A 25,893-nucleotide genomic window follows, 5' to 3' on the forward strand; every position below is an offset into this window, starting at 1 on the left:
TCGCGCCGGCTACAGAGGCGCGATGGGCGGTGGAGCTTTTCGGGGTGGTCACAGGAAGCCTCCGGTATCCTTGGCGCCGGTCCGGGCAATACCACGGCGGCGGAAATATTCGGCGATGGTCAGCAACACGACCGACAAAAGCACCAGGACCGTGCCCAGGGCCATGATCGCCGGAATCTGCTTGGGGAATCGCAGCTGGCTGAAGATATAGGTCGGCAGCGTCGGTTCATTCCCGGCGAGGAAAAAGGCGATGATGAATTCATCAAGGCTGATCGTAAAGCTCATCAGCAGCGATGAGATGATGCCCGGCATGACCAGCGGCAGGATCACCAGTCGAAAGGCGCTCCAGCGCGTCTCGCCAAGATCATAGGCCGCTTCTTCCAGCGAACGGTCAAGCGAGTTGAAGGCCGTCGACAAGATCACCGTCGCATAGGGCATGCAGATCAGCGTATGGCCGATAATGACCGTCAGCACGCTGAGCTTGACCCCAAGCGACAAGAGCACAACCAGCAGCGAGATCGAAACGATGATCTCGGGCAGGACCAGCGGCAGCATGATCAGGCCCATGATCGGCCCCTTGCCCGGGAACTCGAACCGGGTCGAGGCCCGCGCGGCAAAAATGCCAAGGCAGGTCGCAAGGACCGACGAGCTGACCGCGATGGTCAGCGAGTTGAACAGTGCGCGACGCAACGAGGCATTGCCCCACATCTGTGCGAACCATTCGGTCGTAATCCCGCGCAGCGGAAAAGCAATTACCGTACCCGAGTTAAAGGCAAAGATCGGCAACAGCAGGATCGGCGCATAAAGAAACAGCAGATAGATCAGCGCATAGGCGCGCAGGCCCCGGCCCTTCATTGCCGCACCTTCAGGAAACGCCAGTTCAGTGCAAGAAAGATCAGGCTGATCAGCGCGACAATCAGCATGGCCGTGACCGCCAGCGCCGAGCCAAGCGGCCGGTTGTCGAGATCAAGCATCTGCGCCTGGATCATATTGGCGATCATCGGGATCTTGCCCCCGCCGATCAGTGCCGGGGTGACGTAATCGCCGATGGTCGGGATAAAGACGATCAGCGACGCTGCCACCACCCCGGGCATCGCCAGCGGCAGGGTCACCCGCCAAAAGGTCATGGCCCGGCTTTCGCCAAGATCGCGCCCGGCCTCCAGCAACGAGCGGTCGATCTTTTCCAGCGCGATAAAGATCGGCAGGATCGCAAACGGGGCATAGGCATGCGCCAGCGTGATCACCATCGAATTGACGTTATAAAGGATAAAGGTCAGCGGCTGCTCGATGATCCCCAGCGTCTTGAGCCCCGAATTGATGACACCGTTATACCCAAGGATCACCTTCCACAGGAAAACCCGGATCAGGTAGCTGGTCCAGAACGGGATCGTGATCAGAAACAGCCACATCGACTTGCGTTGCGGCGCGACCACAAAGGACAGGAAATAGGCGACCGGAAAGGCAAGCACCACGGTGACCAGCGTCACCAGCGCCGCCACCACCAGCGAACGCAGCATGATGCGGTGAAAGATCGGGTCTGCCCAGACGGTGCTGTAATTTTCCAGCGTAAATTCACGGATTACCGTCAGATAGCCATCCTTGAAAAAGGAATAGGCCAGAATGGTCAGCAGCGGCGCGGCCAGAACCAACACCGCATAGGCAAACGGAGGCGTAATCAGGGTAAGGCCCTGAGCCGTCTGAGATCGGTTTCCTGAGGCCATGCCCTGCCCTGTGAATCCCTGTCGTCCAGATTACAGGTTTCCATATCCGGACCGTCAGGAAAAGGGTTTTCCCATCGCCCGGGCACCTGTCTGGCCCTGTTTGAAATAACGCTCTTACCCTGCCTGAAAATGCGCCGCCACTTCACGCAGGTGCGGGCGGGCGCGATGTTCGACAAGATAAATCCCCTGCCAGATGCCAAGCTCCATCCGGCCGTGTGCGACCGGGACCTGCAAGCTGACCGGCAGGATCGCGGCCTTAAGATGGGCTGGCATATCATCCGGTCCCTCGGCACGATGCGTCAGATAATCCATTGAGGGATGATCGGCCGAAGGCGCGATACGCTCAAGCCAAGCCAGCAGATCGCGCTGAACATCGGGGTCGGCGTTCTCTTGAATAAGCAGTGAACATGAGGTGTGGCGTACGAACAGCGTCACCACCCCGTCCCCTGCCCCAAGCGCGCGCAGCCAGGCTGCGACCTCGGCAGTGAACTCATAGCAGGCCGGCCCGTGGGTGCGGATGGCAAAGCGGGTCGCGCTCATTCCGCCGCCTCGCCGGGTGCCTCGATCAGTGGCGCCGGGCCGTCATGGTCCAGCCCGATGCGTTTTTGGGTGCGCGCGCCCAATTCGCGCAGCATCTCGGCCTGACGGATGACGTTGCCGGGACCGCGCGTCAGCCGGTCCATGGCGGTGGCGTGGCTTTTCTGCGCCCGCTCCAGCGCCGCGCCGACCTCTTCGATCGAGGAAACGAACCCGTGCAGCTTGTCGTAAAGCTGACCGGCACGGGCGGCGATCTGCATGGCATTCGTTTCACGCCGCTCGACCGTCCAGATGTGATCAACGGTACGCAGGGTCAGCATCAGCGTCGTCGGCGTGGCCAGACCAACGCGGTTTTCCATCGCGTAACGCGCAAGATCCGGATCGACGCGCAACGCCTCAGAGAAAGCACCTTCGACCGGAATGAACATCAGCACATAATCAACCGAGCCCTGATCCAGCGCCTGATACCCCTTGGCCGCAAGGCTTGCGACATGGGTGCGGACGGCCGCGACATGGCGGCGCAAGGCAGCCTCGCGCGTCGGCATATCCTCAGTGTTCACCGCCTCTTCATAGGCATTGAGCGACACTTTGCTGTCGATCACCAACAGCTTTTTCTGCGGCATTTTTACGATTACGTCCGGCCGCCACAGCTTGCCATCGGCATCGCGGTGGCTGACCTGCGTTTCGTAATGAGTGCCGGCGATCAGACCTGAGTCCTCAAGGATCCGTTCAAGGATCATCTCACCCCAGGCACCACGCTTCTGGCTGTCACCCTTAAGCGCGCGGGTCAGCGCCACCGCCTCGCGCGAGATCTCTTCGGAACGTTTGTGCAGGTATTCGATCTGTTCGCGCAGGCGGGCGCGTTCCTCGTCGGTGGCCTTGTTGCGGGCCTGAAGCTCGGTCTGGAACCGGTGCACCTGTTCGCGGAATGGGGTCAGCAGCGCCGACAGCTGTTCGCCATGCGTTTTTTGCATCTCACTTCCCTGAGATTTCAGGGTCTCGGTCGCAAGCAGGCGAAACTGGCCGGTCATCTCTTCGCGCAACTCTCGCAGGGTGGCGATGTCACGTTCGGCCGCCTCACGGTCCTTTTGCGCAGCAAGCCGGGTTTCGGCCAATTCACGCTCCAGCCGCGCAATCGTCTGCCGTTCGCCATGCAGAGCGTCGATCAACTCATCCCGCTCTTCCATCAGCTCTTGCAGGCGCTGGCTCTGGACCTCGGTCTGCGCCTCAAACCGGCTGACAGCCTGAAGTTGCGTTCGCAATTCGCCCGATTCGGCCTCAATGCGTGCAAGCAATTCCGCCTCGCGCCGGGCAGCTTGCGCCGCCGCCTCATCCGCCGAACGTCTGGCCCGCCAAAGCGAAAAAAGCGCAAAGGCCAAAATGACCAGCACCCCGATCAGGAGCAGTCGCAAATTGCCTGCATCCGCCAGCCATGTCTGGATTTTTTCCGCCTCGCCCATCGGATGCCGTGCCTTTCCGGTGCGCGGTCATGCGCCGCTTGTCGGCGACTGTTCACCTTTTTCCCCAAGAATGCAAGTGTGGGACCCTCTTTCCACAGGGCGAATACGCTCCTAGCTTAGCCTGGAAAGGCACAAGAGGAGGTCGGGAATGGTCAAGTCCGTTGCCGTTATGGTTGGCTCGCTCCGCAAAGAGTCGCTCAACCACAAGCTGATGAAAGTCCTTGAGAAACTGGCCGAAGGCCGACTGCAATTCCATTTGCTGCATATCGGAGACCTGCCCCATTACAACGAGGATCTGTGGGCCGATCCGCCCCAGTCCGTGCTGCGCCTTAAGGACCGGGCCGAGCATTCGGACGCCGTGCTGGCGCTGACGCCGGAATACAACCGCACCTATCCGGGCGTCATCAAGAACGCGCTGGATTGGGGCACCCGGCCATACGGGCAGAATTCGTGGAAGGACAAACCGGCGGCGGTGACCGGCACCTCACCCGGCGTGATCGGCGCAGCCATGGCGCAGGCACGGCTGAAAAGCGATATGGTTCATGTAGGCATGGTGATGATGAGCACCCCCGAGGCCTATATCCAATGGCATCCCGAAGCCTATGCCGCCGACGGCACCATCACCGACGAAAAGACAGACAAGTTCCTGCGCGGCTTTGTCGATTCCTTCGTGAACTGGATCGAAAAGCACGGCTGACCCGGACCAGAAACGCCAAAGGCCGCGCCCATGACAGGGCGCGGCCTTTTCCGTTGTCCTGACCGCTTACTGGTCGAGGAAGCTGCGCAGCTTGCGCGACCGGCTGGGGTGTTTGAGCTTGCGCAGAGCCTTGGCCTCGATCTGGCGGATCCGTTCGCGGGTCACGCTGAACTGTTGGCCGACCTCTTCCAGCGTGTGGTCGGTGTTCATACCGATACCGAAACGCATCCGCAAAACCCGTTCCTCACGCGGGGTCAGGCTGGCCAGAACCCGGGTCGTGGTCTCCTTGAGGTTTTCCTGAATGGCGGAATCCAGCGGCAGGACGGCGTTCTTGTCCTCGATGAAATCACCAAGCTGGCTGTCCTCTTCGTCCCCGATCGGGGTTTCAAGGCTGATTGGCTCTTTGGCGATTTTCATCACCTTGCGAACCTTTTCCAACGGCATCTGCAGCTTGTCGGCCAGTTCCTCGGGCGTGGGCTCGCGGCCGATCTCATGCAACATCTGGCGACCAGTGCGCACCAGCTTGTTGATCGTCTCGATCATATGCACCGGGATACGGATGGTGCGCGCCTGGTCCGCGATCGAGCGGGTGATTGCCTGCCGGATCCACCAGGTCGCATAGGTCGAGAACTTATAGCCGCGGCGATACTCGAACTTATCCACGGCCTTCATCAGACCGATGTTGCCTTCCTGAATAAGATCAAGGAATTGCAAGCCCCTGTTCGTGTATTTCTTGGCAATCGAGATCACCAGCCGCAGGTTCGCCTCGACCATTTCCTTTTTGGCCTGACGCGATTCCTTTTCGCCGCGCTGAACCTGCGAGACGATGCGGCGGAATTCCTCGATATCGACACCGACGTGCTGGCCGACCATGGCCATTTCGCCGCGCAGGTTTTCGACCTGAGTGCGGGATTTGTCGAACAGCGCCTGCCAGCCGCGGCCCTTGTTCTGCATCATGCGGTCAACCCAGGTCGGATCAAGTTCGCTGCCGCGATAAGCGTCGATGAACTCGCGCCGGTTGATACGCGCGGCATCGGCCAGTTTTACCATATTCGAGTCGATGGTCACGATCCGGCGGTTGATACCGTAGATCTGGTCAACCAGCGCCTCGATACGGTTATTGTGCAGGTGCAGCTCATTCACCAGCGCAACGATACGCGAGCGCAGCTCCTGATAGGCCGATTCCTGCGCGGCCGAGAAAGTCCCGTCCTCGTTCAGCGTCGCCGACATGCGGTTATCCTGCATGTGCGACAGCTCTTCATAGCCGCGGGCAATGGCTTCCAGCGTCTCAAGCACCTTGGGCTTCAGCGAAGCCTCCATGGCGGCAAGCGACAGGTTCTGACCGTCGTCCTCGTCCTCTTCGTCGTCGCTGCGGCTCATCGGGTTGCCGTCGGCGTCGAGCTCTTCTTCGTCGCGGGTGGCGGCAGTGCCGGCAGTACGCGTAGCGGTCGGAAGGACCTCTTCCTCTTCGCCCTCTTCATCCATCGAGCGGCCGAAGGTCGTCTCAAGATCAATCACGTCGCGCAGCAAGATCGCCTCTTCCAGAAGCTCTTGCCGCCACATGGTGATGGCCTTGAAGGTCAGCGGGCTTTCGCAAAGCCCGGCGATCATCGTATTGCGGCCAGCCTCGATCCGTTTGGCGATGGCGATCTCGCCCTCACGCGACAACAGCTCGACCGAGCCCATCTCGCGCAGATACATGCGCACCGGGTCGTCGGTCCGGTCCAGCTTTTCCGTCTCGGTCGTGGCGACGGCCAGCTCACGCGAGGTCGAGCCGGCAACGGTCAGCTCGCCGCCGGTCTCGGCCTCTTCGGCCTCTTCGTCGTTTTCGACCACGCGGATATCCATTTCGGACAGCATGGACATCACGTCCTCGATCTGGTCAGAACTGACCTGTTCGGGCGGCAGGACGGCGTTCAACTGGTCGTAGGTGATATAGCCGCGCTCACGCCCTTCGGCGATCATGCGCTTGACCGCGGCCTGCGACATGTCCAGCGAATGATCGTCATCCTTGGCGTCGGGCTTCTGGTCGTCGTCGTTGGCTGCCATGCTGGCTCCCTTGAAGCGGTGATTCGCGAATCAGCGAATCGGGATCGGCTGATCGGTCGGTCTTAGCCCGAATCGCGAGCGATTCAAAGCCCGCAGCCCGGAACCGGCCAAGTGATTCGGCGCAAGTGATTCGCGCCGGTCAGCGGCGCGGTTTGCGCCAGATCTCGTTTTTCAGCGCCGCATCGAGAATAGCCCGATAGGCGTCGCTGTCCTCGCCCAGATCCGAAAGGTCGGCCAGCGAAGGATGGTCGGCCTGCTGCCTTGCACGGGTGGATTGCGCCACGCGCCAGGTCAGCCCCTCATCTGCCAGCCCTTCGATCTCGGCCTCGGCGCGGGCGATTTCTTCGCGCACAGCACGCCGCGCCTCGATCCGGTCCAGGGCATTGGCAAGAATACCCGCAGCAGCATCGCCGTCATGCGGGCGCAGGATGGCTGGAGCCGTCTTCACATGGGGGTCGGCCATGATGCTTTCAAGGGCGCGCTGCCCCGCCTGCGATTGCGTGCCCGACAACAGATCATGTATCAGCGCAGCCCGGTCAGCATCTTGCGGCTCAAGCCGCTCAAGCCGGGATTCGACAGTACTGATCAGTTCGGGATGGGTTGCGCAGATAGCCAGCACCATTGCCTCGATCAGCCCTTCGGCGTCCTGCTCGTCCAGATCACCGGACGACAGGCGCGAAGCCCTGGTCGGAGGCGTCGGCGCCTCGGGCTGGAAACGGGCACCACGTCCGCGCCAATTATCACGCGGCGTGCGGGCCGTTTGCGCGGCATCGCGCCGGCGAGGGCCGAAAAGCTCCCATTTCAGGTTGCGCAGGACTGAATGGTAATGGTCGCGGGTATCCTTGTCCGGGATCCTGCCGACCGCCTCGGCCAAGGTCTTATCAAGTGCCGCGCGCCGTTCGGGACTGTCGAAAACCCGCCCCTCGGTCTCGCGCCGCCAAAGCAGATCGACCAGCGGTCGCGCCTCATCCAGAATGGCGGCCATGGCGCTGGCGCCCTTGGCGCGGATCAGGTCATCCGGGTCCAGCCCCTGCGGCAGAAAGGCAAAGCGCAGCGCCTGCCCCGGCCCCGTCATCGGCAGCGCCAGGTCAATCAGCCGTATCGCCGCGCGCAAGCCCGCCTCATCACCATCAAGGGCGATGACCGGCTCGGGCGAGATGCGCCACATCAGCCGCAGCTGATCCTCGGTGATCGCGGTGCCCAGCGGGGCAACCGCACCCTCGAACCCTGCACGGACCAGCGCGATGACATCCATATAACCTTCGGCCACGACCAGCGGCTTGCCCTTGGCCACCGCCGCCCGCGCCGGGCCGATGTTGTAAAGGTTGCGCCCTTTGTCAAACAGCGGCGTCTCGGGGCTGTTGAGGTATTTCGCCCGCGCATTTGGATCCATCGCCCGGCCGCCAAAGGCGATACAGCGCCCACGCCCGTCACGGATCGGAAAGGTGATGCGACCCCGGAAGCGGTCAAAAGGCGCGCCGCCATCATCAGGCTTGGCGGCAAGCCCGGCCTCAACAATCAGCTGTTCAGAAATCCCTTTTGAACGAAGGGCGTTGAAAAGCCCCTGTCGCTGGTCGGGGGCAAAGCCAATGCCAAAGCGTTCGCAGGCAGCCTCGTCAAGGCCGCGACGCGCCAGATAGGCACGGGCCTGTTCCGCTGTGCCGGTGCTTAGCTGCATGCGGAACCAGCGCGCCGCCTGCTCCATCACCTCGACCAGTTCGCTACGCCGGTCGGCACGCTGCACGGCGCGCTGGTCGCGTTCGGGCATGGGCAGGCCGGCCTCGGCGGCCAGGAATTCAACCGCTTCGATAAAGCCCATACCTTCGGCCTCGCGAAGAAAGGTCAGCGCGTCGCCTTTAGCATGGCAGCCAAAGCAGTAGTAAAAGCCCTTCTGATCATCGACGTGAAAGGACGGAGTCTTTTCGCCGTGGAACGGACAAGGTGCCCACCAGTCCCCCTTGGCCTGGTTCGAGCGACGCATATCCCAGACGACCTTACGGCCGATCACGCGTGACAAAGGCACGCGGGCACGGATCTCATCGAGGAACTGGGGCGGCAGGCTCATGCCCTTCTATATCGGATCAGGACTGCCAATTGAAAAGGGGATTCGCACCCACGGCCCCGCGCACGAGGTCCCAATAGACCTCAACGACCCGTTCCTGATCCAGGCGCCCACCCTCACGATACCAGTTGGTCACGCCGGTCAGCATGGCGATCAGAGCCATGGTTGCCAGCCGCGTATCGGGCACCGTCATCACGCCTTCGGCCTCTCCGGCGATCAGGATCGCCTCAAGCGCATCCTCATAACGACGGCGCAAGGCGGCAATCTCGGCCCGGTTCCCGGGCGTCAGGTTGCGCAGCTCCATATAGGACAGGAACACAGCCTCGGGCCGCTCAAGACTGGTCTGGATATGAAAACGCAGAAAGGACTCGAGCCGCTCAAGCGCCGGCCGCGCGGGGTCGTCCTGCCAGGCGGCCAGCAGCTCTTCCATATGGACGCGCAGCAGATCAGCCAGCAGCGCCTGTTTGTCCGCCGTATAGGCGTAAAGCGCACCAACCTGCACCCCGACCCCGGCCGCGATCTGGCGCATCGAAACCGCAGCATAGCCATGGCGCGCAAACAGCCTGCGCGCCGTATCACGGATCAAGGGTCCGGTAATCTCTGCCTTCGAGCCCTGCGTTCTTGCCATGCCGCCTTCTAGGCGGCGCGGGCCGCCAAGGAAAGAGCGCATCTTGCCCCTGCCGCCCCTGCGGGCCTATGGTCCCGCCCATGAATCGGCGGGGGTATGGGATGGTGCGGATCTGGGGCGCGCTGGCATTGGCGATGCTGGCAGGATGCGGCGATGGCGGGGACGACTATCCCAAGCTGATGCCCACGGATCAGGTGCTTGCCCCACCTGCCCTGCCCGGCCACGCCGCCGATGCTGCCCGCGACCCCACATCGGTCAGCGACGCGCTGAACGCGCGCAGTCAGGCCCTTGCCGGTCGCGCCGGGGTCACACCCGTTGCCAATGACGCCGATCTGCAACGCCGGGCCGACGCGCTGCGTGCACGCGCCCGCGCTTTGTCGCAGCAATCGCTTTCCGCCGACTGCCCCGAGGGCAGCCCCAATTGCCCGCCGAACTAAGGAGAGCCCGATGCCGGTCATCACCTGCATAGATGATCTTAAGGCCATCTACCGCCGCCGCGTACCGCGGATGTTCTACGATTACGCGGAAAGCGGCAGCTATACCGAAGGCACCTTCCGCGAGAACTCGGCGGATTTTCAGCGCATCAGACTGCGCCAGCGCGTCGCGGTGGACATGACCGGACGAACCACCGAAAGCACCATGGCCGGGCAAAAGGTTGCCATGCCTGTGGCCCTTGCCCCGGTCGGGATGACCGGCATGCAAAGCGCCGATGGCGAGATCAAGGCGGCGCGTGCAGCCAAGGCTTTTGGTGTGCCCTTCACGCTTTCCACGATGTCGATCTGTTCGCTTGAAGATGTGGCCGAGGCGATCCGGGCCCCCTTCTGGTTTCAGCTTTATGTCATGCGCGACCAGGAGTTCCTTGAGGCGATTATCGAACGGGCCAGGCGCGCCAATTGCTCGGCGCTGGTTCTGACGCTGGATCTTCAGATCCTCGGCCAGCGGCACAAAGATCTTAAGAACGGCCTTTCTGCCCCGCCGCGCCTGACCCTGCCGGTCATGCTGGATCTGGCGACGAAATGGCGCTGGGGGCTTGAGATGCTGCGCACCAAGCGGCGTTTCTTTGGCAATATCGTCGGCCATGCCAAGGGCGTGGGCGATCCGTCCTCTCTCGTTGCCTGGACGGCCGAACAGTTCGACCCACAGCTTGATTGGGACAAGATCGCGCGCATCCGCGACCTCTGGGGCGGCAAGCTGATCCTTAAGGGGATCAATGACCCCGAGGACGCCCGTATGGCCGCCGGTTTCGGGGCCGATGCAATCATCATCAGCAACCACGGCGGGCGGCAACTTGACGGTGCGGTCAGTTCCATCCGGATGCTGCCCGAGATCGTCAAGGCGGTCGGTGACCAGATCGAGATCCATCTCGACAGCGGCATCCGCTCGGGTCAGGACGTGCTCAAGGCGCTGGCATTGGGGGCCCATGCCACCTATATCGGGCGCGCCTTTATCTATGGGCTGGGCGCCATGGGCGAGGCAGGCGTCACCGCCGCGCTTGAAGTCATCCGCAAGGAACTGGACGTAACCATGGCCCTTTGCGGCGAGCGTGACGTCAAAAACCTTGGCCGCCACAATCTGCTGATCCCGCAAGAGTTCCTGCAGCCCTGGGCCTAGGACGCCGGTTCAAGGTGCCGGGTTGGCGTGGACATGTTCACCCTGTTCAGGCCGCCCGCCCTTTTCAAAACCGCGGATCGGCAAACGCCTCAGCACCAGTGCTGCCAGAGCCGGCAGGCCAACGGCAAAGGCCATCAGCCCGGCCAGCCCCTGCACCCCCAGCGCATGGGCAAGATGCAACGCCAGCACATGCATGAAATAGATCATCGCCGAAATCGGATCGAGCCGGATCGGAGGGCGCGGCATCGCCGTTCCCAGCACTGCCAGAAACAGTGCTGGCGCCGCGATATATGAGGTGACCGGAATATCCAGCATCACCTGATCGCTGCGCCATGCCTGCACAAACCACGCCTCTGCCATCAAAAGCGCCGCCCCGACACCGGTCAGCGCCAGTACCAGCCAACGCGGCGGCAGTCCCTGCATCCCCAGCCGCGCAACCCTGCGGCCGCAAAGACAGCCTATCGCGACAAAGGGAAAGCACATGAAAAGACCGTTCGAGAACTTCTTGACCCCGATCTGGGCGATGCCCGACAAGGCGATATATTGCAGTGTGACCCCGATCACAGCGCAAATCGCCGCCGCCGCCATAAGCAGCCGGTATTCCCGCGCGGGCGCAATCCGTCGCGCAAAGCTGCAAACCAGCAGGACCACCATCCCGGCAACCAGAATGCCGGCCATGAACCATAGGTGGAAATAACCCCAGGCCAGGGTCTTGATCAGCGAGACAGGCCCGTGCACCTCGTTCAGCCAGAAAGGCAGATATACCGCCATCCAGAACAGATAAAGCATTCCCACACGGTACAGCCACTTGCGGCCCTTGCCCCTTTCCACTGCCGAGTAAAGAAAATAGCCGGCGATGATGCAAAAGGTCGGAACCATGACGCGCATCAGACCGTTGCCGATCATGAACAGCCCTGGCGTCATATTGGTCTGTAACCAATAGGTATGCGCAAAGGCGACCAGCACCGCCAGCGCAAGCTTGAGGTAGTCAAGCGAATAGATACGATGCAACTCGAAAGGCCCCGACCTGTATCGAGAAATGCTCTGCAACCATCAGAGCCTATCTGACAAGCATTTTTCACCTAACATGCGAACGATTTTTCACTTCACTTCCCGCTGACACCGCGCTATAGGCCCGTCCTCGGCCATGCACCCTTGGAGGATGGCCGCCATTTGTAGCACAAGGATACCAACCATGGCCAAAGAGATCCCGAATCTGGTGGCCGAGGCACGCACGGGGACAGGCAAGGGGGCCGCCCGTCAAGCTCGCCGCGAAGGCAAGGTGCCCGGCATCGTTTATGGCGACGGCAAAGAGCCGCAGCCGATCGCCCTTGAATTCAACTACCTGTTGACCAAGCTGCGCGCCGGTCGCTTCATGTCCACGCTGTGGAACCTGAAAGTCGAAGGCCAGGAAGACGTCCGCGTCGTCTGCCGCGGCGTTCAGCGCGATGTGGTCAAGGACCTGCCGACGCATATCGACTTCATGCGCGTGCACCGCAACACCCGGGTGAACCTGTTCATCAACGTACATTTTGAAAACCACGAGCAGGCCCCTGGCCTGAAGCGTGGCGGTACGCTGGTCGTGGTGCGCCCCGAGGTCGAACTGATGGTGACCGCCTCGGATATCCCCGAGCAGATCACGGTTGACCTGACCGGCCGCGAAATCGGTGAATCGATCCACATCAACGACGTGCAACTGCCGCGCGGTGTGAAGCCGACCATCGACCGCAACTTTGTCATCGCCAATATCGCGGCTCCTTCGGGCCTGCGCTCCAGCGACAACGAAGAAGCTGCCGAGGAAGAGGCTACCGAGGCCTGATCGCCGGCAAGGCATCGAAACTGATCGGGCGGCTCCCCCTGCGGGTGCCGCCCTTTCTCTTGCCGTTTTGGCGCGCCATTGTTAGGACAACGCGCCTGAGGCAAAGGGGACAAGCATGGAACCGATCCACATCATTGGCGCGGGCCTTGCCGGGTCCGAGGCCGCCTGGCAAATCGCCCGCGCAGGTGTTCCGGTGGTGCTGCACGAGATGCGGCCCGAGGTTGCAACATTCGCGCATCGTACCGGCGATTGCGCTGAAATGGTATGCTCGAACAGCTTCCGCTCGGACGATGATCGCATGAATGCCGTGGGCCAGTTGCATTGGGAAATGCGCGCGGCAGACGGGCTGATCATGCGAATGGCCGCCCGTCACCGCCTGCCTGCTGGCGGCGCACTGGCCGTCGACCGCGACGCATTCTCGCAGGCTGTAACGCAGGCTCTGCGCAACGAGCCTCTGGTTTCTTTCCAGCCCGGTGAGATCCGCGAATTGCCGACCGAGGGCCGCTGGATCATCGCGACCGGCCCGCTGACCTCGGCCGCGCTTGGCCAGTCGATCCGGGGGCTGACCGGCGAGGGTTCGCTCGCCTTTTTCGACGCCATTGCTCCGATCGTCCATGCCGACAGCATCGACATGTCGATCTGCTGGCGCCAAAGCCGCTACGACAAGGGCGACACCGAGGAAGAGCGTACCGCCTATATCAACTGCCCGATGACGCGCGAGGATTACGACGGCTTCATCGACGCCCTGCTCGCCGCCGAAAAGACAGAGTTTCATGAGGGTGAGGCCGGCTCTTCGCCCGACCCCACGCCTTATTTCGACGGCTGTCTGCCCATTGAGGTCATGGCCGAGCGTGGCCGGGACACGTTGCGTCATGGCCCGATGAAGCCGGTCGGGCTGACCAATGCACACCGGCCTGAAGAAAAGCCCTATGCCGTCGTACAGCTGCGCCGCGACAATGCATTGGGAACGCTTTATAATATCGTCGGCTTTCAGACGAAAATGAAGTATGGTGCGCAAGTCGATGTTTTCAGGCGCATTCCCGGATTGCAGAATGCCAGCTTTGCCCGACTTGGCGGCATCCATCGCAACACTTTCCTGAACTCGCCTCGTCTGATCGACGACCGGCTGCGGCTGCGTTCGCATCCGAACCTTCGCTTTGCCGGTCAGGTCACCGGGGTCGAAGGCTATGTTGAAAGCGCCGCCATGGGCCTGCTTGCTGGTCGCATGGCGGCTGCCGAGGCACTGGGTCGCGACCTGCCTCCGCCCCCCGCCACGACCTCGATGGGGGCGCTGGTTAACCACATCACAGGCGGCGCGGACGCCAAGACCTTCCAGCCGATGAACGTGAACTTTGGCCTATACCCTCCGCTTGAAGATATGCGCGGTGGCCGCAAAGGGCGCAAGGATCGCTATCCGGCCTATACAGACCGAGCAAAAGCCGATTTCAACCAATGGCTTGCAGGACAGGTTTGAACCGCACGCGCTTTGCCCCCTCGCCGACGGGCCCGCTGCATCTGGGCCATGCTTTCGCGGCGCTGACAGCTGCGAAACTGGCCCACCCGGGTGAGTTTCTGCTGCGTATCGAGGACATCGACCAATCGCGCTGTCGCCCGGAATACGAGGCTTTGATCGTCGAAGATCTACACTGGCTAGGCCTTGATTGGCCCCAGCCCGTAATGCGCCAATCCGAACGGCTGTCCGCCTATCAGGCAGCGCTGGACCGACTGGCTGCGCTGGGGCTTATCTATCCTTGCCGTTGCCGGCGTGCCGATATTCGCGCCGCGCTTTCCGCACCGCAAGAAGGCGCCGAACCGGTGATCGGCCCAGACGGCCCGGTCTATCCCGGCACCTGCCGCCATCGAAACATGGCTGAAATGGGACCGGACGACGCAATCCGCCTGAACGCCGCCCGCGCCTTTGACTATCTCGACCTCGAAGAAATCGTGTTTCTGGATGAAAATATCGCCCCCGGCCTGCCACATCGGCTGGCAGCGCAGGACTTTATCTTCGGCGTCGGGGATGTGGTTCTTGCACGACGTGGCATGGGGACAAGCTATCACCTTGCCGTTGTGGTCGATGACGCCGCACAAGGAATCACGCTGGTGACACGCGGAAAAGATTTATTAGATTCAACATGGATACATGTATTACTTCAGAAATTGCTTGAGCTTCCGACGCCGCGTTATCACCACCACCGGCTGATCCGGGATGAACACGGCAAGCGCCTGGCCAAGCGCGACGATGCCCGTGCACTAAAGCTTTATCGCGACGACGGCGTTTCTGCTGCCGAGATCCGTCAACTGCTGGGATTCTGAGGTTCCATAATGATCACCTCATCCCCGCCCCGGATCGCGGTGTAAAAGCAGCTTTGCCGGTTCGTGTGGCAGGCAGGGCCGGTCTGATCGACAAGCACCAACAGGCAATCCCGATCACAATCAACCCGCAGCTCGACCAGCTTTTGGACGTGGCCCGAGCTTTCGCCCTTAACCCAGAACGCCTGACGGGAACGCGACCAATAAGTGACCTTGCCCGTGGCAAGTGTCTGCGCGACCGCTTCGGCATTCATCCAGGCCATCATCAGCACCTCGCCCGTGTGATGATCCTGCGCGATGGCCGGAATCAGACTATCGGCGTCATATTTCAGGCTGGCGGGGTCGAACATCAGCTTTCCTTTCGGCTGCACCGCACCTATCTAGACGCAGTAATCGAAAGGGAAAAGACCATGTCCGACAGTGACCTGATGCAGCTTTACTCGCGGCGCATCCTGGCGCTCGCCTCGGACATCCCGCATCTGGGCAAGCTCGACAACCCGACGGGCAGCGCGCATCGTCGGTCGCCTCAATGCGGCTCGTCGGTCACCGCCCATGTGGTAATGCAAGACGGCCGCATCGTTGATTTTTCCCAAGAGGTGCGGGCCTGTGCGCTGGGTCAGGCATCGGCCGGGGTGCTGGGGCGCACCGCGCTTGGCCGTTCGCGGGATGAGATCGCCCGGGCCCGCGACGAGCTGCAGGCAATGTTGAAAACTGATGGCCCTGCCCCCGCTGCACCTTTTGATGAGCTTGAGACGCTGCTGCCCGCGCGGGAATTCCCTAACCGCCACGCCTCCATTCTGCTGGCGTGGGAGGCTCTTTTGGGTGCGATCGACGCATCGCCTGCCTGAGAACCCGTCCCGCAAAAAGAAAAGCCGGTCCGCAAGGGACCGGCAGTTGCGCGCATGATCGACCGAGGGGAAGGTTGCAGCCCCAGGCGAAGGGCCGCCGATTGCGCGGGGCAGTGAAAGTCAGAAATCAGGCTGCCAGAATCGAAGGCAGCGAGAACAGAATGATTGCCGTCACCGAGATGGCGACCGTGCCGAGCAAGTCAGAGAGGGATTCGCGGGTCATGGGGCTCTCCACAGTTCGTTTACCGTTTGTTCTCATGACGCGAGAACAAAGTAAAGAACTTTTTAAGAACATCTGGAGAACGCTATCCTGAGTTGATCAACCGTATGGCGCGATCCTGCTCCATCAGCCACAAAAGAAGGCGAACAGCGCGTCCTCTCTCGCTTGCCATTTCGGGGTCTCGCTCAAGAAAACTTTGTGCGTCCTTGCGGGCCAGGGCCATCAGGCCCGACTGCCGCTCAAGGTCGGCGATGCGGAATCGTGGCAGACCCGATTGCGCCGTACCGATCACATCGCCCGCCCCGCGCATCGCCAGATCCTCCTCGGCGATGCGGAAACCGTCCTCAGTCTCGCGCAGGATCGAAAGGCGCCGCCGCCCCGTTTCGGAAAGCGGCTCGTGATACATCAGAAGGCAACTCGACGCGCCCGAACCACGCCCGACACGGCCACGCAACTGGTGCAATTGCGCCAGCCCAAAACTTTCAGCGCGCTCGATCACCATGATCGTTGCCTCGGGGACATCGACGCCGACTTCGATCACCGTGGTCGCGACAAGGATGTTCGCCCGGCCGGCGGCGAAGTCAGCCATTGCGGTGTCACGCTCATCCGCAGGCATCTGACCGTGAATCAGTCGGACCTGTTCGCCGAAACGGGCACGCAGTTCCTGAAAACGCGCCTCGGCGGCGGTCAGGCTGACAGCCTCACTTTCCTCGACCAAGGGGCAAACCCAATAGGCCCGTGCCCCGGCCGAGATCGCCCGGGCCAGATGTTCCACCACTTCGCCCATCCGGGAATCGGGGATCACCGTAGTCCGGATCGGCTGGCGACCAGCGGGCTTTTCATCAAGCACCGACAGATCCATATCGCCGAACTGCGCCAACGCCAGCGAACGCGGGATCGGCGTAGCCGTCATCACCAGCATATCAGGTGGTAAATGTCCGCCTTTAGCCACCAGCTCCATACGCTGATTGACGCCAAACCGATGCTGTTCATCGACAACAGCCAGCCGCAGATCGCGGAATTCGACAGTTTTCTGGATCACCGCATGGGTGCCGACGAGGATGTCGATACGCCCCTCTGCCAGATCGGTCAGGATATTCGTGCGCGCATCACCCTTATCCCGGCCCGTCAATGCCTCAAGCCGGATGCCTGCCAGCCGCGCCAAAGGTTCAAGCGCCCTGAAATGCTGACGTGCAAGGATTTCGGTCGGGGCCATCAGCACGCCCTGCCCGCCTGCCTCGACCGCGATCAGCAGCGCCAGAAAGGCGACGAGCGTTTTCCCCGCGCCAACATCGCCTTGCAGTAACCGGTTCATTCGCCGCGGCGAAGCCAGGTCGGCGGCGATCTCTTCGACCGCGCGGCGCTGCGCGTCTGTCGGCGGCCATGGCAGCCCCGCCAGCACCTTGTCGCGCAAATCTCCGCTGCCTTGCGTCACCTGCCCAGCCTGCTTGCGCCGGTCACGACGCAACAGCGCAAGCGTCATCTGATGTGCGAAAAGTTCATCATAGGCCAGCCGCGCACGCGCCGGATCGGTGGAGGACAGGTTGGCCGGCCCTGTCGGAGCATGGGCACGGTGCAGCGCCTCGGCCCAGCCCGGCCAACCCTCGCGCGCGACAAGGGCCGGGTCGATCCATTCTTCCGCTTCGGGCAGGCGGGTCAGTGCCACCTGCGCTGCCTTGTGCACGACCCCCTGGGTCAGCCGGCCCGACAAGGGGTAGACCGGTTCAAAATCCGGGGGCGGCTCTGACCCCTCGGGGCCAATATGGTCGGGATGGACCATCTGCGGCATGCCGTCGAACAGCTCGATCTTGCCCGAGACAAGCCGCCTTTCGCCCACCGGCAGCTGGCTTTCAATCCAGCCCTTGCGGGGGTGAAAGAAAACCAGCTGCAAATCCGTCCGGCCATCACTGCAGTGCACACGCCAGGGCCGTCCCTTTGCGGTTGGCTGGCTGTGACGCTGAACGGTGATCGTGACCGTGACAATCTCGGGGGGGATCGCATCGGCCAGATGGGTAATGCGCCGACGGCGGATACCCGAATGCGGCAGGTTCAGGATCAGATCGCGCAGCCGCGTCACGCCCATTTGGGCAAAGGCCTCGGCCGCGCGCGGGCCAACGCCCGGCAACGTCTCAACGCCCGCGAACAAGGGAAACAGTACCGGCGGGCGGCCCGGCGTTACCCCTGGGCGAGCGTCAGCCATTCGTCCTCATCAATGACCTTGATGCCCAGTTCAGCGGCCTTTCTCGCCTTGGAGCCTGCACCCGGGCCGGCAATCAGCAGATCCGTCTTGGCCGAAACCGAGCCCGCAACATGGGCGCCAAGCGCCTCGGCCCGCGCTTTGGCCTCAGCCCGTGTCATCTTTTCAAGCGTGCCGGTAAAGACCAGCGTCTTGCCAGCGATGGCAGTGCCGGTGGCGCGCGCCTCGGGCGGCAGGATCGAACTTAACTGCGCGATCAGCCGATCAATAGCCGCCCGTTCGCGTTCATTGGCAAAGGCATCCGACAGCGACATGGCAAGGACCGGACCGATACCATCGGCAGCAATAAGGTCGGCCCAGGCGTTCGCGGCCTCGGGCGAAAGTTCGCTCCGGGCAAGAGCCGCCCCCCGCGCCTCGGCCAGCCGGGCGCGACGGCCCTCGGCCTGCGCAGCCTCACGTTCCGCCTGTGCGGCATCCTCGGCAGCGCGATGGGCAATAGCGGCAGGGCGGGCGATGTCCAACGCAGTCTTAAGCGCATCCCAGCTGCCATAGTGGCGGGCCAGATCCTGCGCCGCGACCTCACCAACATGCCGGATCCCCAGCGCAAAAAGCAGGCGGGCCAGCGAAATCTCGCGCCGCTTTTCGATCGCCTCGAAAAGCTTGCTGGCGCTGGTTTCGCCCCAGCCCTTTACCTCGGCCAGCCGACAGGACGACAGCCTATCAAGAGCCTCGGGCAGATCATCGGATCCCTCGATCTCGACACCAAGCGGGCTCAGAAGTTCACGATAATCGGCGAGCAGGGTTTCGGCGCGTTCGATCCTGCTCTCAATCGCAAGAAAGGCGTGGGCATGGTCAGCAAGCATCTTGCGCCCCGCAGCATCACGGGCATGAAGCGTGAAGATATCGGCCGGCTCTGCAACCCAGTTCAGGCGATAGAACACCTCGATCTGCCGGGCGCCCAGACCCTCGATATCAAAGGCGGCGCGTGAAACGAAATGGCGCAGTTTTTCGACTGCCTGCGCCGGACAAATCAACCCACCGGTGCAACGCCGAACGGCATCGCCCTCTTCACGAATGGCTGGAGAGCCGCATTCAGGACAGGTGGTCGGAAAGACGTAAGGCGCGGAATCACCCAGGCGTTTGCTCAGATCCACATCGGCAACTTTAGGGATGACATCGCCGGCCCGATAAACTTCGACCCAGTCGCCGACACGAATATCCTTGCCACCCCTGATCTCGCTGCCGTCAGCGCCGCGCCCGGCGATGTAATCCTCGTTATGCAGCGTCGCGTTCGAAACCACGACACCACCCACTGTCACCGGATTCAGCCGCGCCACCGGGCTGAGCGCGCCGGTACGCCCGACCTGAATGTCAATGGCCTCAAGCCGCGTCCAGGCGCGTTCGGCGGGAAATTTATGCGCAAGCGCCCACCGCGGTGTCGTCGAGCGCATGCCAAGTCGTGCCTGATAGGCAAGATCATTAACCTTATAGACCACACCGTCGATGTCATAGCCAAGGGTCGAGCGCATCTGCTCGATCTCGGCCCAGGCAGCCAACAGATCCTGCACCGAGTTACAGATGCGTGTCAGTGGATTGGTCTGGAATCCGAAATCCCGCATCCTCTGCACCGCCCCCATCTGGCTACGGGCAAAGGGCGCGCTGACCTCGCCCCAGGCATAGGCAAAAAACCGCAAGGGGCGTGAGGCGGTCACTGCTGCGTCAAGCTGGCGCAGCGAACCCGCCGCAGCATTTCGTGGATTGGCAAAGACACGCCCGTTGTCGGATTGGTTCAGCTGTTCGAAATCCGTATGCGACATGTAGACCTCGCCACGGATCTCAAGAACCTCTGGATAGCCGTCACCAGCAAGGTGTTTCGGAATATCGCTGATCGTAAGGGCGTTAGCCGTCACATTTTCGCCTATGGCGCCATCGCCACGGGTTGCGGCCTGCACCAGTTTTCCGCCTTCGTAACGCAAGGACAACGACAGGCCGTCAATCTTGGGCTCGGCGGTAAATTCCAGCGGCACATCCGGCGCAAGGTTAAGAAATGACCGTAGCCGATGAACGAATGCCTCGACATCCTCATGACTGAAGCCGTTTTCCAAAGACAGCATCGGCAGGCGATGTGGAACCTTGGCAAAGCGCTGGTCAGGGGCTGCACCCACCTGGGCGGTCGGGCTTTCTGCATGGGAAAGCTCAGGAAAGCGGGCCTCGATCTCTTCCAGCCGACGCTTTGAGAGATCGTATTCAGCGTCGCTGATAAAGGGCGCGTCCTTTTGGTGATAGGCCAGATTGGCGCGCGAGACCTCATCGCTTAGCCGAGCATGCTCTGCGGCAGCCGCCTTGGCATCAAGACTGGCAACAGGCGGAAGATCAGCTTGTGAGGTGGCTGCCTCTGCCATGCCGGTGTGATTCTCGCCCGTTTCACCCATCTGCGTTCCACCTTCCTGCCGGGCCTATGGCCCCGTTGTCCAGAGACAGGTGATACCGGGGCGAAGGTCGAGTTGTCCAGAACAAGGCCGGACAGGCGGTCACACGCCGGAAGGAGTCCGGCGTAGCAACCTTGGACCGACGCAGCCCTTATCCGGCCAATCAGGCCTCAAGGGCCAGCCGCTCGGCATTCGGCACCGGAATGACCGGATCGCGCAGAACATACCCCCGCCCCCAGACCGTCTCGATATGGCTTTCACCATTCATTGCTGCAGCAAGCTTTTTGCGCAACTTGCAGACAAACACGTCTATGATCTTCAGCTCAGGCTCGTCCATGCCGCCGTAGAGATGGTTGAGAAACATCTCTTTCGTGAGTGTCGTGCCCTTGCGCAGGCTCAGCAGTTCGAGGATCTGATATTCCTTGCCGGTCAGATTGACCGGACGCCCGCCAACCTCAACCGAACGCGCATCCAGGTTCACCACCATCTCGCCAGTGCAAATGACCGATTGGCTATGTCCCTTGGAGCGACGGATAATGGCCTGAATACGGGCCACAAGCTCATCGCGGTTGAAAGGTTTGGTCATATAGTCGTCAGCACCGAACCCGAAACCCCGCAGCTTGCTTTCGGTATCGTCCGATCCGGTAAGGATAAGGATGGGGGTGTCGACACGCGACATGCGGATCTGCCGCAATACCTCCATGCCGTTCATGTCCGGCAGGTCCAGATCCAGCAGGATCAGATCGTAATCATAGAGCTTGGCAAGGTCGATACCCTCCTCCCCCATGTCGGTGCGATAGACATTATAACTCGCATTTGTCAACATCAACTCGATGCTGCGCGCGGTGGTGGGATCATCCTCCACAAGAAGGATTCGCATGTCTTTCCCCTGTTTAACCAACGAACCGATTAAGCTTGGACGTAAAAGGTTAATATCAGGTTACCTGCTGATTTATCAAATTTGTCTTTAACCTTCTTGTCTGAATTTTTGCAGCTGCGTGATTTTCAGCGCATTCCGACCATGCCGTGTGACGGCACCGATCCAGGCCTCCAGCTCTTCCTCAGTCAGGCTGTAGCAGCGCAGCGCCTCATCGCGCGTGATCAAACCATATTGTACGGCAGCGACCACAACCGCCTTGCGGCTGGCGACCCAGCGCGTCTGCGGCAGCGGCAGATCAGCCAGGGTCAGTATGCTGCCATCGGGCAGGGTCACAGTCCGCGGGCCAGAGGACTTTTTAAGAAACATCCGTAAATTCCCCGTCTTTCCAAACAGTTCTTCCATGATTTTCTTAATCCGAGGTGAAACCATCCCCGGTTTTGCCCGCGCCACCCTTGAGAATGGCAATAATTTCCCTATAAATATAACGAAATCCGGGGCCGGAATCTGCGCGCCTCGCGAAAGGACGATCCATGACAGTGTCAGACCCCTTGCTGCGCAGTGCTGCGCCCGTTTCAACCGTGAATTCGCTGGGCTTCGCCAAGCCTCCGGCGCAAACGCGCGTGGTTGTGGCAATGTCGGGGGGGGTCGACAGTTCGGTGGTCGCGGCGATGCTTGCTGCGCAGGGCTATGATGTGATCGGTGTGACGCTGCAGCTTTACGATCATGGCGCGGCGCTGGCGAAAAAAGGTGCCTGCTGCGCCGGGCAGGATATCCATGACGCCCGCCGTGTGGCCGAGCGTATCGGTTTTCCGCATTACGTTCTGGATTACGAAAACAAGTTTCGTGAATCGGTAATCGAGGAGTTTGCTGACGCCTATCTTGCCGGCGCAACACCGGTTCCCTGCATCCGCTGTAATGAACGCGTCAAGTTCCGTGACCTGCTTGAGACCGCGCGTGATCTTGATGCCGATTGCATGGCGACGGGCCATTATATCCGCCGCCTCGAAGGGCCGCATGGAGCCGAGCTGCATATGGCCGCTGATCCAAACCGCGACCAGAGCTATTTCCTGTTCTCGACCACGCAAGAACAGCTTGATTTTTTGCGCTTTCCGCTGGGGGGACTTGCGAGCAAGGCCGAGACCCGGGCGCTGGCCGCCCGATACGGGCTGGCGGTAGCCGACAAGCCGGATAGCCAGGACATCTGCTTTGTACCGAATGGCAACTATGCCAGCGTGATCGAAAAGCTGCGTCCCGGCGCGGCCGATCCTGGCGAGATCGTCGATATGGACGGCAATGTGCTGGGTACCCATCGGGGTGTCATCCATTACACCATCGGTCAGCGGCGCGGGCTGGGCATCGGCGGGCTGGGTGATCCGCTATACGTGGTCCGGCTTGAGCCTGAAACCCGGCGCGTCGTTGTCGGCCCCAAAGAAGCTCTGGCGACGAAAATCGTGCCGGTGACCGAGGTGAACTGGCTGGGCGATGAGCCTTTCACCGGCGAAATCGCGATCAGCGCCCGCATCCGCTCAACCCGGCCGCCCCGGCCTGCGATCCTGCGCGTGACCGGAGACCGCCGCGCAGAGATCGAGCTGCTCGCCCCCGAAGAAGGGGTAAGCCCGGGTCAGGCTTGCGTTTTTTACGCGACCGACAGCACCCGGGTTCTGGGCGGCGGCTGGATTGCACACCGCCGCGGCGGCTAACCTTCAGGCAGCCGCGGCAAGATTGCGGATACGCTCGACCATAGCGCGCAACCCGTTCGAACGCTGCGCGGAAAGATGCTCTTCGAGCCCCAGGCGGGCCAGCTCGGCGGTAGCGTTGATGCCGGCGACCTCACCGACCGGAACCCCGGAGTAAAGCGCGTGCAGAATCGCGATCAGTCCGCGCACGATCAATGCGTCGCTATCGCCCTGAAAATCGAAACGTCCGCCCTCGATCCGCGGCATGATCCAGACCTGGCTGGCGCAGCCTTCTACCTTGGTGGCCGGGACCTGCAATGATGCGTCCATCGGCGGCATCGCCTTACCCAGTTCGATAACGTGACGATAGCGATCCTCCCAGTCGTCAAGGAAATCGAAAGTCTCGGCGATCTCTTCAAAGGCTGGCGTGGCCATCGGGGCATCCTCTCGCGTGGGCGGCCATGGATAGCGCGATGACCGGACGAGGTCAAAGAGGCTTTCGCCCTCGCGCGACTTGCCCTATCACTGCCCCAAAGACTTGGAAAAGCGGGGACAGCGTTCATGCGGTCAAGAACATTAGGCATCCTTGCCTGTACAATGCTCGTGCTGGCTGGCTGCGGCCGCATGGGGGACAGCAGCTGGAACCCGATGCGTTGGTTTGGCAGTTCTTCCGAGCCGCAAACCCTTGAGCCCGAGGGGGGCTATCCGACCTCGGTTCAGGATGGACGCATCCCACTGGCCCGGGTCACCGGCGCGAAATGGGAGCCTATCTACGAAGGCCGCATGCTGGTCGTGACCGGGCTGGGCGCAAGCAAAGGCTGGTGGGACGTCGCCCTGGTGACCGAGGTGCCGATGCCCAAGGGCCGTATCCGCCCGGATGAAAACGGCGTGCTGCGCCTGCGTCTGGTCGGCAAGCCGCCACAGCCTGGCACATTTGCCGCCGTCAATCCGCCGAACCCGGCGAGCGATACAGCCACGGTCGCGCTGACCATTCCGAACGCAGTCCTGCCATCGCTCCGCGAAGTCGTGATTACCGGCGCCACCAATTCGGTTACGCTGCGGCGCTGACTTATCTGAGATGGAGCGACGAAGAGGCCGGGAATCCCGCGCCTCTTCTCTTTTTGTTCTGCGCCCCTCGCAAAATGATCAACCGGACACCACTCCCGAAGCAAAAAGGGGAAGGTCCGTCACAAGGCCCCTCCCCTAAAATCAGAAATCGGTGGCCTGCTCAGACCATTTTGCGCAGATAGGTCCAGGTCGGCACCAGCGCATTACGCGCCACCGACCAGCTTTCCGCATCGCCGAGATATTCAAAACCACAGTTGGTCAGTACCCGGGCCGAGCCGGGGTTGTCCTGAAATGCCTCGGCAAAGAGCGTGCGCGAACGATGCGGATTAGCCTCAACCAGAGCCGAGACCGCCTCGGTCGCAAAGCCGGTGTTCCAAAAACCAGCACCGATCCAGAAGCCAAGCTCGGATTGCTCTTGATCAATGCGGGTCAGTGAAACCACGCCAAGGACTTCGGCAAGCTTATTTGCCGAACCGTCGATAGCCCAGACATCCTCGTCCCGGTCATCCGACATGGCACGGCGGACATAGGATTCAGAGGCACCGGGCGGCAAGGGGTGCGGGATGGAACGGGTTCCCCCGGCTACGCGTCGGTCGGCGGTATAATGCGCGATGAGCCCCGCATCCGAGGCCCGAAGCGGCCGCAGGACAAAGCGCTCGGTCACGATCTCGATCTGCCGCGCATCCGAGGAAATCAACTCATTCATGTCACTGTTCTCCCCCTAATTACTTGCACTGATATGGGTACGAACCCCGAAAAAGCGAAGGGGACCGGCATCGGCCGATCCCCTTTTAGCATGCAAGTGTTAAACTTGGCTTACTCGGCGGCCTCTACGTTGGCAGGAAGCACGGAAATGTAAGTGCGGCCCTTGAGGCCCTTCTTGAAGGTTACCTGGCCGTCGGTCAGGGCGAACAGAGTATGGTCGCGGCCCATGCCGACATTCTGGCCCGGCCACCAGGTGGTGCCACGCTGACGCACGATGATGTTACCGGCAACGGCCTGCTGACCGCCATAAAGTTTCACACCGAGACGACGGCCAGCCGAATCGCGGCCGTTGCGGGACGAACCGCCTGCTTTTTTATGTGCCATGGTTCAGTCTCCTTTTGCCTCAGTTAGCGTCTTCGGCCGAAGCTACGGCTTCCGACTTCTTGGCTTTCGCCGGTTTGGCAGCGGCTTCCAGTTTGGTGCGCGCGCCGACGGCCGGCTTGACGTTGGTCTTGTCGCCGCCTTTTTCAAGCAGCTCGGTGATGCGGACCAGCGTCAGCTGCTGGCGATGGCCACGGGTGCGCTGCGAGGAATGTTTCCGGCGGCGCTTGACATAGGTGATGACCTTGTCGGCTTTGATCGTGTCGATGACCTCGGCCTGAACGGCGGCGCCTTTCACCAGCGGCGCACCCACGGTCGCGCCGATCATCAGCACGTCGTTGAATTGGATTTTGTCGCCGGCTTCGGCGTTCAGTTTTTCGACGCGCAGCACATCACCGGCCTGAACCCGGTACTGCTTGCCGCCCGTCTTGAGAACTGCGAACATTCCGTCTTTCCTTGCTCTGCCGCGTCCTTCGGCCCCATATTTCAGGTATTGCCGGGGTTGAACCCCGCCTTCGGACAGCGCACCCTTTGTTCTGGGTGAGATTTTAAAATGCAATACCGGCAACGGACGTAAGCCCGGCCGGTCGCG

The 25,893-nt window shown here is 61.6% G+C and carries 26 protein-coding genes; 9 read left to right on the plus strand and 17 right to left on the minus strand.

Going from position 1 to position 25,893, the window contains the following annotated elements:
- Positions 1–48 precede the first annotated feature (48 nt).
- The 4 genes from M511_RS08495 to rmuC all read right to left on the minus strand — a co-directional run bounded on the left by M511_RS08495 (position 49) and on the right by rmuC (position 3,718).
- Positions 49–855, minus strand: coding sequence for an ABC transporter permease (locus M511_RS08495; RefSeq protein ID WP_010394807.1), 807 nt, complete (start codon positions 853–855; stop codon positions 49–51).
- Positions 852–1,721, minus strand: coding sequence for an ABC transporter permease (locus M511_RS08500; RefSeq protein ID WP_010394805.1), 870 nt, complete (start codon positions 1,719–1,721; stop codon positions 852–854). Before M511_RS08500 ends, M511_RS08495 begins: the two co-directional genes overlap by 4 nt.
- Positions 1,722–1,835: 114 nt before the next feature.
- Entirely contained in the window at positions 1,836–2,261 is a 426-nt protein-coding gene (locus tag M511_RS08505) for a secondary thiamine-phosphate synthase enzyme YjbQ (RefSeq protein ID WP_085501933.1), read from the minus strand.
- Positions 2,258–3,718, minus strand: coding sequence for a DNA recombination protein RmuC (rmuC, locus tag M511_RS08510; protein WP_010394801.1), 1,461 nt, complete (start codon positions 3,716–3,718; stop codon positions 2,258–2,260). The genes M511_RS08505 and rmuC overlap by 4 nt, the downstream gene beginning before the upstream one ends.
- A 148-nt stretch (positions 3,719–3,866) precedes the next feature.
- Between rmuC and M511_RS08515 the strand changes: the two genes are divergently transcribed.
- Positions 3,867–4,415, plus strand: coding sequence for an NADPH-dependent FMN reductase (locus M511_RS08515; RefSeq protein WP_085501934.1), 549 nt, complete (start codon positions 3,867–3,869; stop codon positions 4,413–4,415).
- 66 nt (positions 4,416–4,481) lie between these two features.
- On the opposite strand, the gene rpoD is transcribed toward M511_RS08515, so the two are convergent.
- From rpoD to M511_RS08530, 3 genes are all read right to left on the minus strand, one after another.
- Positions 4,482–6,464, minus strand: a complete 1,983-nt coding sequence (rpoD, locus tag M511_RS08520; RefSeq protein ID WP_010394797.1) for an RNA polymerase sigma factor RpoD — start codon at positions 6,462–6,464, stop codon at positions 4,482–4,484.
- Positions 6,465–6,603: 139 nt separating this feature from the next.
- The gene (gene dnaG / locus M511_RS08525; RefSeq protein ID WP_085501935.1) at positions 6,604–8,529 is read right to left on the minus strand and encodes a DNA primase; all 1,926 of its coding nucleotides are present in this window, start codon (positions 8,527–8,529) and stop codon (positions 6,604–6,606) included.
- Positions 8,530–8,545: 16 nt separating this feature from the next.
- Entirely contained in the window at positions 8,546–9,154 is a 609-nt protein-coding gene (locus tag M511_RS08530; protein ID WP_010394793.1) for a TetR/AcrR family transcriptional regulator, read from the minus strand.
- Between the two features lie 101 nt (positions 9,155–9,255).
- Between M511_RS08530 and M511_RS08535 the strand changes: the two genes are divergently transcribed.
- Positions 9,256–9,591 (plus strand): hypothetical protein, encoded by a 336-nt coding sequence (locus M511_RS08535; protein WP_010394790.1) that lies wholly within the window; start codon positions 9,256–9,258, stop codon positions 9,589–9,591.
- Between the two features lie 10 nt (positions 9,592–9,601).
- Positions 9,602–10,765 carry an alpha-hydroxy acid oxidase gene (locus M511_RS08540; RefSeq protein ID WP_010394788.1) on the plus strand — a complete coding sequence of 388 codons (1,164 nt, stop codon included), beginning with the start codon at positions 9,602–9,604 and terminating at the stop codon, positions 10,763–10,765.
- Positions 10,766–10,774: 9 nt separating this feature from the next.
- Here the strand turns inward: M511_RS08540 and M511_RS08545 are convergent, their stop codons facing one another.
- Complete coding sequence (locus tag M511_RS08545; RefSeq protein ID WP_085501936.1) at positions 10,775–11,776, minus strand: acyltransferase family protein; 1,002 nt, start codon at positions 11,774–11,776, stop codon at positions 10,775–10,777.
- Positions 11,777–11,960: 184 nt separating this feature from the next.
- Between M511_RS08545 and M511_RS08550 the strand changes: the two genes are divergently transcribed.
- The 3 genes from M511_RS08550 (at position 11,961) to gluQRS (ending at position 14,900) form a co-directional block, all read left to right on the plus strand.
- Positions 11,961–12,584 carry a 50S ribosomal protein L25/general stress protein Ctc gene (locus M511_RS08550; RefSeq protein ID WP_010394783.1) on the plus strand — a complete coding sequence of 208 codons (624 nt, stop codon included), beginning with the start codon at positions 11,961–11,963 and terminating at the stop codon, positions 12,582–12,584.
- A 115-nt stretch (positions 12,585–12,699) separates the two neighbouring features.
- Positions 12,700–14,058, plus strand: a complete 1,359-nt coding sequence (gene trmFO, locus M511_RS08555; RefSeq protein WP_085501937.1) for a methylenetetrahydrofolate--tRNA-(uracil(54)-C(5))-methyltransferase (FADH(2)-oxidizing) TrmFO — start codon at positions 12,700–12,702, stop codon at positions 14,056–14,058.
- Positions 14,037–14,900, plus strand: coding sequence for a tRNA glutamyl-Q(34) synthetase GluQRS (gene gluQRS, locus M511_RS08560; RefSeq protein ID WP_085501938.1), 864 nt, complete (start codon positions 14,037–14,039; stop codon positions 14,898–14,900). Before trmFO ends, gluQRS begins: the two co-directional genes overlap by 22 nt.
- Here gluQRS and hisI read toward each other — a convergent pair.
- A complete protein-coding gene (gene hisI / locus M511_RS08565; protein ID WP_085501980.1) occupies positions 14,882–15,250 on the minus strand; it encodes a phosphoribosyl-AMP cyclohydrolase in 369 nt (122 codons plus the stop codon). The genes gluQRS and hisI overlap by 19 nt on opposite strands.
- Before the next feature lie 57 nt (positions 15,251–15,307).
- On the opposite strand from hisI, the gene M511_RS08570 reads away from it, so the two are divergent.
- Positions 15,308–15,745, plus strand: coding sequence for an iron-sulfur cluster assembly scaffold protein (locus M511_RS08570; protein ID WP_085501939.1), 438 nt, complete (start codon positions 15,308–15,310; stop codon positions 15,743–15,745).
- Positions 15,746–16,050: 305 nt separating this feature from the next.
- Here M511_RS08570 and recG read toward each other — a convergent pair whose 3' ends face one another.
- From recG to sciP, 4 genes are all read right to left on the minus strand, one after another.
- Entirely contained in the window at positions 16,051–18,165 is a 2,115-nt protein-coding gene (recG, locus tag M511_RS08575) for an ATP-dependent DNA helicase RecG (protein WP_085501940.1), read from the minus strand.
- Positions 18,141–20,594, minus strand: a complete 2,454-nt coding sequence (gene ligA, locus M511_RS08580) for an NAD-dependent DNA ligase LigA (RefSeq protein WP_085501941.1) — start codon at positions 20,592–20,594, stop codon at positions 18,141–18,143. The genes recG and ligA overlap by 25 nt, the downstream gene beginning before the upstream one ends.
- A gap of 160 nt (positions 20,595–20,754) precedes the next feature.
- Entirely contained in the window at positions 20,755–21,471 is a 717-nt protein-coding gene (ctrA, locus tag M511_RS08585) for a response regulator transcription factor CtrA (RefSeq protein WP_085501942.1), read from the minus strand.
- Positions 21,472–21,558: 87 nt separating this feature from the next.
- The gene (gene sciP / locus M511_RS08590; protein WP_085501943.1) at positions 21,559–21,873 is read right to left on the minus strand and encodes a CtrA inhibitor SciP; all 315 of its coding nucleotides are present in this window, start codon (positions 21,871–21,873) and stop codon (positions 21,559–21,561) included.
- A 128-nt stretch (positions 21,874–22,001) separates the two neighbouring features.
- Here sciP and mnmA point away from each other — a divergent pair, with 128 nt between their 5' ends.
- A complete protein-coding gene (gene mnmA, locus M511_RS08595; RefSeq protein ID WP_085501944.1) occupies positions 22,002–23,171 on the plus strand; it encodes a tRNA 2-thiouridine(34) synthase MnmA in 1,170 nt (389 codons plus the stop codon).
- Positions 23,172–23,174: 3 nt separating this feature from the next.
- Here mnmA and M511_RS08600 read toward each other — a convergent pair whose 3' ends face one another.
- On the minus strand, positions 23,175–23,582 hold the full coding sequence (locus M511_RS08600; RefSeq protein ID WP_010396705.1) for a SufE family protein: 408 nt from the start codon (positions 23,580–23,582) through the stop codon (positions 23,175–23,177).
- Between the two features lie 126 nt (positions 23,583–23,708).
- On the opposite strand from M511_RS08600, the gene M511_RS08605 reads away from it, so the two are divergent.
- Positions 23,709–24,215 carry a hypothetical protein gene (locus tag M511_RS08605; RefSeq protein ID WP_138918340.1) on the plus strand — a complete coding sequence of 169 codons (507 nt, stop codon included), beginning with the start codon at positions 23,709–23,711 and terminating at the stop codon, positions 24,213–24,215.
- Between the two features lie 160 nt (positions 24,216–24,375).
- Here the strand turns inward: M511_RS08605 and M511_RS08610 are convergent, their stop codons facing one another.
- The 3 genes from M511_RS08610 to rplU form a co-directional block, all read right to left on the minus strand.
- Positions 24,376–24,921, minus strand: coding sequence for a GNAT family N-acetyltransferase (locus tag M511_RS08610; RefSeq protein ID WP_010396709.1), 546 nt, complete (start codon positions 24,919–24,921; stop codon positions 24,376–24,378).
- A gap of 110 nt (positions 24,922–25,031) precedes the next feature.
- Complete coding sequence (gene rpmA, locus M511_RS08615) at positions 25,032–25,304, minus strand: 50S ribosomal protein L27 (protein ID WP_010396711.1); 273 nt, start codon at positions 25,302–25,304, stop codon at positions 25,032–25,034.
- Positions 25,305–25,323: 19 nt separating this feature from the next.
- Entirely contained in the window at positions 25,324–25,746 is a 423-nt protein-coding gene (gene rplU, locus M511_RS08620; RefSeq protein WP_010396713.1) for a 50S ribosomal protein L21, read from the minus strand.
- Between the last annotated feature and the right edge of the window lie 147 nt (positions 25,747–25,893).

The organism is Paracoccus sp. J56 (genome assembly GCF_019633685.1).
GTDB classification, from domain to species: domain Bacteria; phylum Pseudomonadota; class Alphaproteobacteria; order Rhodobacterales; family Rhodobacteraceae; genus Paracoccus; species Paracoccus kondratievae.

Bases quoted from the DNA above. Each gene is read 5' to 3' on its own strand.
- M511_RS08495 (WP_010394807.1), bottom strand. From the start codon at position 855: ATGAAGGGCCGGGGCCTGCGCGCCTATGCGCTGATCTATCTGCTGTTT.
- M511_RS08500 (WP_010394805.1), bottom strand. From the start codon at position 1,721: ATGGCCTCAGGAAACCGATCTCAGACGGCTCAGGGCCTTACCCTGATT.
- M511_RS08505 (WP_085501933.1), bottom strand. From the start codon at position 2,261: ATGAGCGCGACCCGCTTTGCCATCCGCACCCACGGGCCGGCCTGCTAT.
- rmuC (WP_010394801.1), bottom strand. From the start codon at position 3,718: ATGGGCGAGGCGGAAAAAATCCAGACATGGCTGGCGGATGCAGGCAAT.
- M511_RS08515 (WP_085501934.1), top strand. From the start codon at position 3,867: ATGGTCAAGTCCGTTGCCGTTATGGTTGGCTCGCTCCGCAAAGAGTCG.
- rpoD (WP_010394797.1), bottom strand. From the start codon at position 6,464: ATGGCAGCCAACGACGACGACCAGAAGCCCGACGCCAAGGATGACGAT.
- dnaG (WP_085501935.1), bottom strand. From the start codon at position 8,529: ATGAGCCTGCCGCCCCAGTTCCTCGATGAGATCCGTGCCCGCGTGCCT.
- M511_RS08530 (WP_010394793.1), bottom strand. From the start codon at position 9,154: ATGGCAAGAACGCAGGGCTCGAAGGCAGAGATTACCGGACCCTTGATC.
- M511_RS08535 (WP_010394790.1), top strand. From the start codon at position 9,256: ATGGTGCGGATCTGGGGCGCGCTGGCATTGGCGATGCTGGCAGGATGC.
- M511_RS08540 (WP_010394788.1), top strand. From the start codon at position 9,602: ATGCCGGTCATCACCTGCATAGATGATCTTAAGGCCATCTACCGCCGC.
- M511_RS08550 (WP_010394783.1), top strand. From the start codon at position 11,961: ATGGCCAAAGAGATCCCGAATCTGGTGGCCGAGGCACGCACGGGGACA.
- trmFO (WP_085501937.1), top strand. From the start codon at position 12,700: ATGGAACCGATCCACATCATTGGCGCGGGCCTTGCCGGGTCCGAGGCC.
- gluQRS (WP_085501938.1), top strand. From the start codon at position 14,037: ATGGCTTGCAGGACAGGTTTGAACCGCACGCGCTTTGCCCCCTCGCCG.
- M511_RS08570 (WP_085501939.1), top strand. From the start codon at position 15,308: ATGTCCGACAGTGACCTGATGCAGCTTTACTCGCGGCGCATCCTGGCG.
- recG (WP_085501940.1), bottom strand. From the start codon at position 18,165: ATGGCTGACGCTCGCCCAGGGGTAACGCCGGGCCGCCCGCCGGTACTG.
- ligA (WP_085501941.1), bottom strand. From the start codon at position 20,594: ATGGGTGAAACGGGCGAGAATCACACCGGCATGGCAGAGGCAGCCACC.
- ctrA (WP_085501942.1), bottom strand. From the start codon at position 21,471: ATGCGAATCCTTCTTGTGGAGGATGATCCCACCACCGCGCGCAGCATC.
- sciP (WP_085501943.1), bottom strand. From the start codon at position 21,873: ATGGAAGAACTGTTTGGAAAGACGGGGAATTTACGGATGTTTCTTAAA.
- mnmA (WP_085501944.1), top strand. From the start codon at position 22,002: ATGACAGTGTCAGACCCCTTGCTGCGCAGTGCTGCGCCCGTTTCAACC.
- M511_RS08600 (WP_010396705.1), bottom strand. From the start codon at position 23,582: ATGGCCACGCCAGCCTTTGAAGAGATCGCCGAGACTTTCGATTTCCTT.
- M511_RS08605 (WP_138918340.1), top strand. From the start codon at position 23,709: ATGCGGTCAAGAACATTAGGCATCCTTGCCTGTACAATGCTCGTGCTG.
- M511_RS08610 (WP_010396709.1), bottom strand. From the start codon at position 24,921: ATGAATGAGTTGATTTCCTCGGATGCGCGGCAGATCGAGATCGTGACC.
- rpmA (WP_010396711.1), bottom strand. From the start codon at position 25,304: ATGGCACATAAAAAAGCAGGCGGTTCGTCCCGCAACGGCCGCGATTCG.
- rplU (WP_010396713.1), bottom strand. From the start codon at position 25,746: ATGTTCGCAGTTCTCAAGACGGGCGGCAAGCAGTACCGGGTTCAGGCC.